Here is a 9,733-nt window from a genome sequence, read left to right as displayed (position 1 = left end):
CTATCGTTGGGCCCAAGCCCATCGCCGGCCGGCCCGTGGATCTTGGCCGCCACGGGCGGATCGTTGCTGAGTGCCAGAGCGCCGAGGGTCGCGACCTCGCCCGAGCCATGATCAAAGCTGGCGTGGCGCGGCACTGCCCAAGATTCGGGAGGCTGGATCTTTGCGGGCGGCAATCGACCATTGATGCGATCCGCGCGGCGCTGGAAGGCGCGGGCGTCATCTTCATTGCGGCGAACGGCGGCGGCGTGGGGGTAAGGATGGTGGGATATGGCTCCAAGTGAAAGACAAAATCTGTTCATTAACAAACGGTTAACAATACCATGCGTGTTTAGGGTTCAAACCGCACCTCCGCGGCAGAGCTCACGCAGGTCGGCTTTGGGCCGAAAGCAAGGTCGGACGAGGAACTGACGCTGCCCCATCCGGTCCGCCGGAAATGGCGCGAGTACGCGCGCCATCATCACCTCCTGCCCCTGCCTACCGTCGAGGATCGCCTCGACGATGTCGGACGCGAGTAGGGTCAGACGCAGGACGCGGGTCATGTAGGGGCGAGCGATCGGCTCGTGCTCGGCCAGTCTGGCAATGGTGGCAAAGTCGCCCGAACCAACATGCGCTTCTAGCGGAAGGCGCGTGCCAGCGCCTTGAGCAGCATGTTATCGGCCTCCCGTAGATGCAGTTGGGCTCGTCGCCAATAGCAATTAGCTGCGCTCAGTTGGTTATCTCCGGCCTTGAGGAGCTTCTTGGGTGGCCGCTTCAGATGCGCCCGTTACGTATCGGGACTATTGCAGGAATGTATCCCGCCGCCTCTCGAGAAGGTCGGACGTGGCGTAGATGCGCTCTGCCTTGCCGCCGATCGTGTGGACAAGGAGTGTCTCGGCCACATCGAATGTGGCCGCGTCATAATCCTGAAAGGTCGGCTGCGGCACGCGTTTCACGAACGCCCTTCGGCCCCGGTTTCGACCCGGAAACGCCAGGACACAGCGGCAACCCCCCGCACTCGTGCGCATTGAAATCATTGCGAAACCAAGCATCGGAACAGGGTGTCTGAGCGTTCGCAATGCGAAGGTCAGGGGTTCGGTCCCCCTCGGCTCCACCAATTAAATCAAGGGGTTGGCGGGCGATCGCTGACCCCTTTGTCGTTCAGGGCCCAGGTTTCTCCCCGAAAACGACCCGATCCCGGTCCAGTGGGCCAAGCCCGGCCGTGGAAGGACGGACCGGACGCGGAAGGTCCTCGCGGGGGATCGGCATGCCAGCAAGGGCGTCGCCTGCGGTGGCCCCGGAGGCCCTCATGTCGTGAGCCGTCCGGGGCCGGACCAGGTGCGTCCGGCACAGGATGGCGCCGAAGGCCCATGACCGGCGGCCAAGAGCGGTCGCACCACGTGCAACTGCCGCACGGCGGGCCGCGTGCTGCTCGCGTCAATCAGCACCGGTGTCCGCCGCGCCTGAAATGCGCGAACGCATGGCGGCGCTTGCGATGGATGCGTCGGCCGCGGCGCGCTAGTCTCTCCTGGTGAGGAGACTGCCCGATGCCGCGCCGCCTTGCCGCGATTCTTGCCGCTGACGTCGTCGGGTTCTCCAGCCTGATGAAGGCGGACGAGACGGGAACGATGGAGGCGCTCCGGGCGCTCCGTTCCGACGTGTTCGATCCCGCCATCGCGAAACATGGAGGGCGCGTCGTCAAGCTGATGGGTGACGGGGCGCTGGCCGAGTTCCCGGCGATCTCCCGGGCCGTGGAGGCCGCCCTGGGAATCCAGCAAAGGCTCGCCGCCGCCGACGGTGCGCTCCGGCTTCGCATCGGCATCACTCTCGGCGACGTGATCCTCGATGGCGATGACATCTACGGTACCGGCGTCAATGTCGCCGTCCGGCTCGAGAAGCTGGCCGAGCCGGGCGGCATCTGCATCTCGTCCGTCGTGCAGGACAGCATCGGCCGGCTTGCGGCGGAGTTCGTCGATGCCGGGGAGCACGCGGTCAAGGGCCTCGGGTCCATGCGGCTGTGGCGCTGGCCGGGCAAGGCGTCGGGGCAGGGCGGGGCCGCGCGGCGCTCCTCGCCCGACAAGCCTTCGATCGCCGTGCTGCCGTTCGCGAATGTGAGTGGTGATCCCGAGCAGGAGTACTTCGCGGATGGCATCACCGAGGACCTCATCACCGCGCTCGGCCGCTGTCGCTGGCTGTTCGTCATCGCCCGCAGCTCGGCCTTCGCCTACAAGGGGAAATCCATCGACGTGCGCCAGATCGCGCGGGAACTCGGCGTTCGCTATATCCTCGAGGGCAGCGTTCGCAGGTCAGGCGGGCGCTTTCGCGTGACGGCATCCCTCAGCGACGGCAGTGACGGCAACCGCCTGTGGGGCGAGCGATACGATCGCGAGATCGGGGATGTGTTCGCGCTCCAGGACGAGATTGCCTCGGTGATCGCCGGGACGATCGAGCCCGAGCTCGAAAGCATCGAGCGTCGCCCGGCGGTCGACGGGCCGCGCTGCGACGCCACCGCCTGGGACTGCTACCAGCGCGCACTCTGGCACCTCTACCGGTTCAGCGCGGACGAACTCGAGCGTGCGAAGGCGCTGTTCGAGGCGGCGATCGCCCGGGGTCCGAATTTCTCCCAGGCTTACGCCCGGCTTGCCTATGTCGAGATCCAGCTCGGCTGGTACGGGCCGAGGACCGATCGGGCCGCACGGGCGCTCAACGCCATTCGGCTCGCGACGAAGGCGGTGGAGATCGACCCGGGCGACCCTTCGGCCAGGTTGTCTCTCGGCCGCGGTCTCATGCTGTCCGGCGAGATGGACAGCGGGATCGACGAACTGCGCGCCGCGGTCGCGCTCGACCCGAGTTTCGCCCAAGCCCATTTTGCCCTGGCTCAGGCCCTGACCGGGGTCGATCGTCACGAGGAGGCATTGCACGAGATCGAGGCCGCCATCCGGCTCAGCCCGCGCGATCCGCACATGTGGACATTCCTGCATGTCCGGGCGATCGCCCACTACATCGCAGGCGATCTCGAACGGGCCGACAGAGACGAGCGCGCGGCACTGCGACAGCCGAACGTGACATTCTACCCATACACGCTTCTGGTCGCGATCTGCGGACGGGCAGGGGACGCGGAAAGGGCGCGGAGCGCCATCGTCCAGCTTCGGCATCTGCGTCCGGGCTTCACATGCGCGGAGGCAATCGAAGAATGGCATTTCGGCGCCCACCCTCTCATGACGCGCCGCTTCCTCGCGCAGTTCGCGACCGACTTGCGGAGCGCGGGGCTGCCTGAATGACCGCCATGGGGCCGGCTGCATCCGAAGCCATTTCATCGTCGGTCCCTGCTTCGGGCGAAGCCTCCCGGCGAGCCGCATGCGTTCGTGTGGAGCGGGGGCGGGATCGACGCGGTCACGTCCGTCCCGTTCGATCACCGCGTCGCCCAGGCGGGCCGCGCCGCCACGGGTCACGCGCGCAAATTCCGCGAAGCAGGTTCGTCTGCCCCCCGGTCGTGCGGAAGACGCAGGCATATGCCCGCTCGCGCGGATGCTAGCGGAAGAGATCCCCGGCCAGGTAGCGCAACCCCGTGTCGATCACGACCGTGACGACGGTCTTTCCCGGGCCGAGCTCCTTTGCGCGCTCGAGCGCGGCCCAGAGGTTCGCGCCGGAGGTGACACCCCCGATGAGGCCCTCCCGCCGGGCGAGCTGCCGGGCGGTCCGGAAGGCGTCGTCATCGGTCACGGGAACCACGGCGTCGATCAGATCCCGGCGCAGGATGGCCGGAACGAAGGACAGGCCGATCCCCTCAAGCTTTTGCGTGCCGCTTGTGTCCCCGCCCGACAAGTTGCGCACCCGGTCGGGCTCGACGGCGACGATGCGGGTCCGAGAATCGTGCGCCTTGAGCACCTCGGCGTTTCCCGAGATGCAGCCTCCGCCGCCCGCAGCCATCACGAACTCGTCGATCCGGGCACCTGCCTGCGCGATGATCTCCCGGGCCATGCCGTGATAGCCGCGCCTGTTGTCCGGGTTGTTTACCTGGTCGGGCCAGAAGGTCCCGGGCTCGCGCGCCAATTCGCGCGCGCGGGCGATCATCCGGTCGATGACCTTCGCCGTGAGGATGCCGCCATCCGCGTGAACGATCTCGATCTCCGCGCCGAAGGCCCGCATGGTCTGCAGCTTTTCCTCCGCAAACGCGTTCGACGAGACGAAGCGCGCCTTGTATCCGCGCGCTGCGCACACCATCGCAAGCGAACTGCCGGTGCTTCCGCCGGTATATTCCACGACACTTCCGCCCGGCCGAAGGTCGCCCCGCAGCTCGGCCCCTTCGATCATCGCCAGCGCCATGCGGTCCTTCATGCTGCCTGTCGGGTTGGCACCTTCCCACTTCACGTAGATGTCCGCGCAATCGGGTCCGGTCAGCCGTTCGAGCTTGATCAGGGGCGTGTTTCCGATTGCCTTCATCTCATTCCCCGTCGGTGCATCTGGTGCTTGTCTCGGTCCACACGGCGTCGCCGATCCGCACGACCTCGCTCACGAACAGGTCCAGGTCGGTGATGCGCGTCCGATGGTTGCAGATCGCCACGCGAAGGCTGTGCGCGCCCCTCAGCGTCGTGTCCGAGATCACGGCCGTCCCCTTCTCCTGGAGGCGCAGCATGATCTCGACGTTCAGCGCCTTTCGCGCCGGCTCGTCCAATCCGCCGGGATCATAGCGAAAACAGACGATGTTGATCTCCTGCGCCGCCGCGAGGGCGAGGCGGGGATGCGCCTCGATCCTGTGCGCGAGGTAGCGGGCCTGCTCGATGTTCTGATCGATCAGGCGGCCGAACCGCTCGACGCCGTGCTCCCTGAGCATCATCCAGACCTTGAGCGCCCGGAACGGGCGCGTGGTCTCCGGCCCGGATTCGTGGAGCCAAGGTCCCGACGCGACGCCCCGCGGCGCCGGCTGGAGGTATTCCGGCGTCGTGGCATAGCTTTGCCGCAGCAACCGGCCGTCGCGGATCAGGGCGCAGCCCACGCCGAACGGGGCATGCAGCCACTTGTGGGGATCGAGCGCCAGCGAGTCGGCGCGGGCGAGCCCGGCCACGCGATGCGCGTTTCGCGGAGCGATGGCCAGAAGGGCGCCGATACAGCCGTCCACGTGGAGCCAGAGGCCCTCCGCGGCGGCGATATCGGCGAGGGTTTCGAGATCGTCGATGGCGCCGGTGTTGACGGCACCAGCGTTGGCGATGACGCAGGCCGGGCGCAAGCCGCGGGCGCGATCCTCGGCGATCGCTGCGCGCAGGGCGTCAGGATCGAGGCGGAAGCCGGCGTCGCTGGGAACACGGCGGAGCGCGAGATTGCCGAGCCCAAGCGCCTCGACAGCCTTGCGGTGGCAGCTGTGCACCTGGTCCGAGCCATAGAACCGCAGCGGGCGCGCGATCGCCCCGACACCGTGTTCGCGGACGTCGATCCCGGCCATCGCGTTTCGCGCCACGGTCAGGCCGATCAGGTTCGCCGCCGAGCCGCCCTCGACCAGCGTGCCCGAAGCGGTGGCCGGCATGCCGACCATGTCGCGAAGCCATGCCACCACTTGCCGGTCGACATGGACGGCGGCGTGGTTGCCGCCGCCGAGGTTCGACCCCAGAACGGCCGCAAGGAAGTCGGCCAGCGCGCCGGTCAGGCTGCCCGCGCCCATGAACCAGGCCCAGAAACGCGGATGAACGTTGCCCATCGGGTAGGGCATCACCGTCTCCTGCACCTCACGCACCACGTCGGCGAGGGGCGTCGGATGACGTGGAGGTGGCGCGGTGAACCCGTCGGCGACCCCGGGCGGCATCTCCTGCCAGACCGGGCGATCGCGAATGCCCTTGAGGTGGCGTACGGCATCCGCGACCACGCGACCGGCGAGACGCTCGACCGCGAACCAGTCGGCCGGGTCGAGCGTTTCCCGAGGCGGGAGGTGAAGTTCGTCCCGCATGTCGGTCAGGCCACGAATCGGGCGGCGGGGGTCGAGCGCGACAGCGCCCACTCCTCGTCGTCCATCTCGCTCTCGATGCCCTCGAACAGCGGCGTCGAGAGGTAGCGCTCGCCGGTGTCGGGAAGCATGCACAGGATGACCGAGCCGGCGGGCGCGCCTTCGGCGATCCGGCGGGCGACCGCGAAGGTGGCCCCGCCCGAGATGCCGCAGAAGATGCCTTCCCTAGCGGCCAGTTCTCGGGTCCACCGGATGGCCTCGGGCCCCGCCACCGTTGTCACCTCGTCGTAGAGGTGCTGGTCCACCGCCTCCTGGAGAACGGCGGGAATGAAATCCGGCGTCCAGCCCTGGATCGGGTGCGGCTCGAACGCGGCATGGGTGGCAGCAGGGACGCCACCGCGGCCCCGCGACTGCGCGATGCCGCTGGAGACGAGCGCGGCGTTCTCGGGCTCGGCAAGCACGATCCGCGTCTCCGGTCGCTCGCGGCGCAGCACCCGGCCAACGCCGGTGGCGGTGCCGCCCGTGCCGTAGCCGGTCACGAACCAGTCGAGGCGCGATCCCCGGAAGTCGCCCATGATCTCGCGCGCCGTGGTGGCCTCGTGGATCTCGGCATTCGCGGTTGTCTCGAACTGCCGGGCGAGGAACCAGCCATTGGCCTCGGCCAGCTCCACTGCCTTGCGGTACATCCCGAAGCCCTTCTCGGCACGCGGGGTCAGGACCACCTTGGCGCCCAGCATGCGCATCAGCTTCCGCCGTTCCACCGAGAAGCTGTCGGCCATGGTGACGACGAGCGGATAACCCTTCTGCGCGCAGACGAGGGCGAGGCCTATGCCGGTGTTGCCGCTGGTCGCCTCGACCACGGTCTGGCCGGGCCTGAGCAGGCCGCGGCGCTCGGCATCCTCGATGACGTTCATCGCCAGCCGGTCCTTGACGGAGCCGGCGGGGTTGAAGAACTCGGCCTTCACATAGATCGTGGCCTGCCCGGCTCCGAGATTGTTGATCCGGATCGTCGGGGTGTCACCGATGGTGTCGAGCACGCTGTCGAACAGCCGGCCGCGGCCTGAAGTGGTTCGCAATGAAGATGGGTTCCGCATGGTGTTCTCCGATACGCGGGGAAAGGCCGGACCCGGATGCAGGGACCGGCGCCGGAAGGCTCAGTTGGTCCGGGACCGGGGGTCGTCGTGCGGGTTCACGTAGGTGATTCCGAACGGGCCCATGACATTGATCTGGACGACCGTCTCCGCTTCGGTCCAGGCGAAGTGCGCCATCCCGGTCGGGATCCGCACGAAGCTGCCGGGCGCAAGCAGCGGCGCCTTCGACGTGTCGTGCACGTCTCCCGCGCCCATTCCGAAGCTGCCCGAGATCACCGTGACGTGCTCGTCCTCGGGATGCATGTGCGGCGGGATGATATAGCCCGCGGGGAACTTCAGCTGCAGCACGAACGGGCCCGGTTCCGCCGGATTGCCATGAAGCACGGCGAACTCCACGCCGGCGGGAAGCGTCGGCGGGCCGGGCCGGAAGTTTAATTCGTCCGCGGCCAGAACCGCGTGATGGATCTCGGCGCCGTGCGCGCCGATGGGGCCGGACAGTGAAAGCACGGCCACGAGGCCGACGGCCGCCGGGAAAAGCGCGAGTCGATTGTGATGGTTCGGTTTCATCTATAGATTTCCTTCGTACGAACTGATGGGCGCGCCCGATGCGAAGCATCACTCCTCCCGAGGCGCAGGTGCCGGGCTAATCCCGGTCATCCGAATTCCTGGAATCCCGCAGCGGGAGTGGGCGTTGGACTGACCGTGGAATTTCGAGTGGAAACGCAGGTTCCGATCGGTGAATCGAAGGCCGGGCTCGCCATTCGCATGATGGGCGCGCTGTGCGTGGTCCGAGACGGATCCGCGGTCGAGCTTCCGGCATCGCGGAAGCTGCGTGCGCTTCTCGCCTACCTTGCCCTTGCCGAGCGCCCGGTCGGGCGCAGCCGCCTGTGCGAGCTGATGGGCGACGTTCCGAACGACCCTCGGAGGGAGCTTCGCTGGTATCTCAGCAAGCTTCGGTCGGTGCTCGACGGGCCTGAGCGACCTCGGGTCCTTGCCGAGGACGACCTGATCTCGCTCGACCTCGCCGGGGCTTGGGTTGACGTGATCGAGATCGGGCGGACGGTGCCCGGCAGGCTGGGCCCGGCCTCGGTGGGGGAGCTGCTCACGCTGGAACAGCTCTTCACCGGCGACTTCCTGGAGGGCCTCGACCTCAATCGCAGTCCGCAGATGGACCACTGGCTGACCACCCGGCGCCGCCACTTCCGCGAGCAGCATGCGGCGGTATTGGCCGCGGCGGTCGGGCACGCGCCCTGCGGCAGTGCCGATGCGCGACGGCTGGCCGAGAGGTGGGTGGAGCTTGCACCGTTCGATGTCGCGGCCCATGCAGGCCTGATGGCGACGCTTGGCCCGGCCGACGCGGATCGGCACCTCGAGGCGGCGATCCGGCTGTTCGAGGCCGAAGGACTGGACGCAGCCCCGCTCCGGCTGGCGGCGCGCGCGCGACGCCCCGCGGCGATGGCGGCCGAGCCCTCACGCCCGGTGCCCGAGCCGCCGCAGGGCGCGGCCTCGGGGCAGCCGGCGCACCGGGCCTCGCTCGCGGTCATGCCGTTCCGCGAGCTCGATGCACCGCACGGCGCGGTTGGCTTCGGCGCCGGGCTTACCAGCGACATCATCACCCGGCTGGCCAAGCTCAGGTTCCTCTTCGTGATCGCCCGGGGCTCGGTCTTCGCGCTGCAGGAGCGCGGGATCGACCAGGACGAGGCCGGCCGGCAGCTCAATGTGGACTACCTTGCGACCGGCTACGTCCGGCGTCACGGCGGGCGGATCAGCATCGCCGTCGAGCTCACCGACGCCCGCTCGTCCCGTATCGTCTGGTCCGACGTCTACGAGGCCGGGGAGGACGACACGTTCGAGGTGCTGGACCGGCTGGGCGACCGGATCGTCTGGTCGATCGCCAGCGAGATCGAGACGGCCGAGACGAACCGCGCGCTCCTCAAGCCGCCGAACTCGCTGAATGCCTGGGAGGCCTATCACCGCGGCCTGTGGCATATGTACCGCTTCACCAAGGCGGACAACGAGGCGGCGCAGCGGCTTTTCCGCAGCTCGATCGAAGCCGACCCCACGTTCTCCCGCGCCTATTCGGGGCTTTCTTTCACGCACTGGCAGAACGCCTTCCAGAACTGGAGCGACCGAGGTCGCGAGACCGACCTTGCGTTCGACGCCGCCGGGAGCGCCCTGATGGCAGACACCCACGATCCTTCGGCGCACTGGGCGATGGGCCGGGCGCTGTGGCTGCGGCGGGACGAGACCCAGGCGGTCGCCGAACTGGAACAGGCGGTGCACATCAGCCCGAACTACGCCATGGGCCACTACTCGCTGGCTTTCGTGCAGGCGCAGTCCGGCGATGCGGCCGCGGCGATCGGTTCGGCCGATCTCTCAAGCAGTCTCAGCCCGTTCGACCCGCTTCTGTTCGGGATTTACGGGGCCAAGGCCATGGCCTGCGTGCGTCTCGGCCGGGTCGAGGAGGCGGCCGAGTGGGCGCTCAAGGCAGTGACACGTCCGAACGCGCATATCCTGATCCAGCAGATCGCCGCCTTCTGCCTCACGCTGGCCGGCCGCATCGAGGAGGCGCGCCTGATCGCGGCCGAGATCCGGCGCGCGCGGCCGGACTACCGCGCGGAGGAGTTTCTTTGCGCCTTCCATTTCTCGGCCGAGGCCGAGGCCCTGTTCCGGCGCGCGGCCTCCGAGCTGGGACTGGACTGATCCCCGGGGCGCCCGATCGTGAGGCGGG

At 68.2% G+C, this 9,733-nt stretch carries 7 protein-coding genes; 3 read left to right on the top strand and 4 right to left on the bottom strand.

The window, feature by feature from the left end:
- Together M1105_RS18925 and M1105_RS18915 are read left to right on the top strand one after the other, a co-directional pair.
- The coding region (locus tag M1105_RS18925) for a hypothetical protein (RefSeq protein WP_249581942.1) at positions 1-281 on the top strand (281 nt) is incomplete at its 5' end.
- A gap of 1,242 nt (positions 282-1,523) precedes the next feature.
- Positions 1,524-3,257 (top strand): adenylate/guanylate cyclase domain-containing protein, encoded by a 1,734-nt coding sequence (locus tag M1105_RS18915; RefSeq protein WP_249581941.1) that lies wholly within the window; start codon positions 1,524-1,526, stop codon positions 3,255-3,257.
- A 250-nt stretch (positions 3,258-3,507) separates the two neighbouring features.
- Here M1105_RS18915 and M1105_RS18910 read toward each other — a convergent pair whose 3' ends face one another.
- Genes M1105_RS18910 through M1105_RS18895 form a run of 4 tightly spaced genes read right to left on the bottom strand, consistent with a single transcriptional unit; the run spans position 3,508 to position 7,569 of the window.
- Entirely contained in the window at positions 3,508-4,419 is a 912-nt protein-coding gene (locus tag M1105_RS18910; RefSeq protein ID WP_249581940.1) for a PLP-dependent cysteine synthase family protein, read from the bottom strand.
- Between the two features lies 1 nt (position 4,420).
- Positions 4,421-5,965, bottom strand: coding sequence for a pyridoxal phosphate-dependent decarboxylase family protein (locus M1105_RS18905; protein WP_249581939.1), 1,545 nt, complete (start codon positions 5,963-5,965; stop codon positions 4,421-4,423).
- The gene (locus M1105_RS18900; protein WP_249581938.1) at positions 5,920-7,005 is read right to left on the bottom strand and encodes a PLP-dependent cysteine synthase family protein; all 1,086 of its coding nucleotides are present in this window, start codon (positions 7,003-7,005) and stop codon (positions 5,920-5,922) included. Before M1105_RS18900 ends, M1105_RS18905 begins: the two co-directional genes overlap by 46 nt.
- 60 nt (positions 7,006-7,065) lie before the next feature.
- The gene (locus M1105_RS18895) at positions 7,066-7,569 is read right to left on the bottom strand and encodes a cupin domain-containing protein (RefSeq protein ID WP_249581937.1); all 504 of its coding nucleotides are present in this window, start codon (positions 7,567-7,569) and stop codon (positions 7,066-7,068) included.
- A gap of 147 nt (positions 7,570-7,716) precedes the next feature.
- Between M1105_RS18895 and M1105_RS18890 the strand changes: the two genes are divergently transcribed.
- A complete protein-coding gene (locus M1105_RS18890) occupies positions 7,717-9,705 on the top strand; it encodes a hypothetical protein (protein ID WP_249581936.1) in 1,989 nt (662 codons plus the stop codon).
- Positions 9,706-9,733 lie beyond the last annotated feature (28 nt).

This window comes from Thermohalobaculum sediminis, assembly GCF_023487995.1.
In the GTDB taxonomy this organism is placed as follows: domain Bacteria; phylum Pseudomonadota; class Alphaproteobacteria; order Rhodobacterales; family Rhodobacteraceae; genus Thermohalobaculum; species Thermohalobaculum sediminis.
Note: the sequence above shows the minus strand (reverse complement) of the source record. Positions and strands in the feature narration are given on the sequence as shown.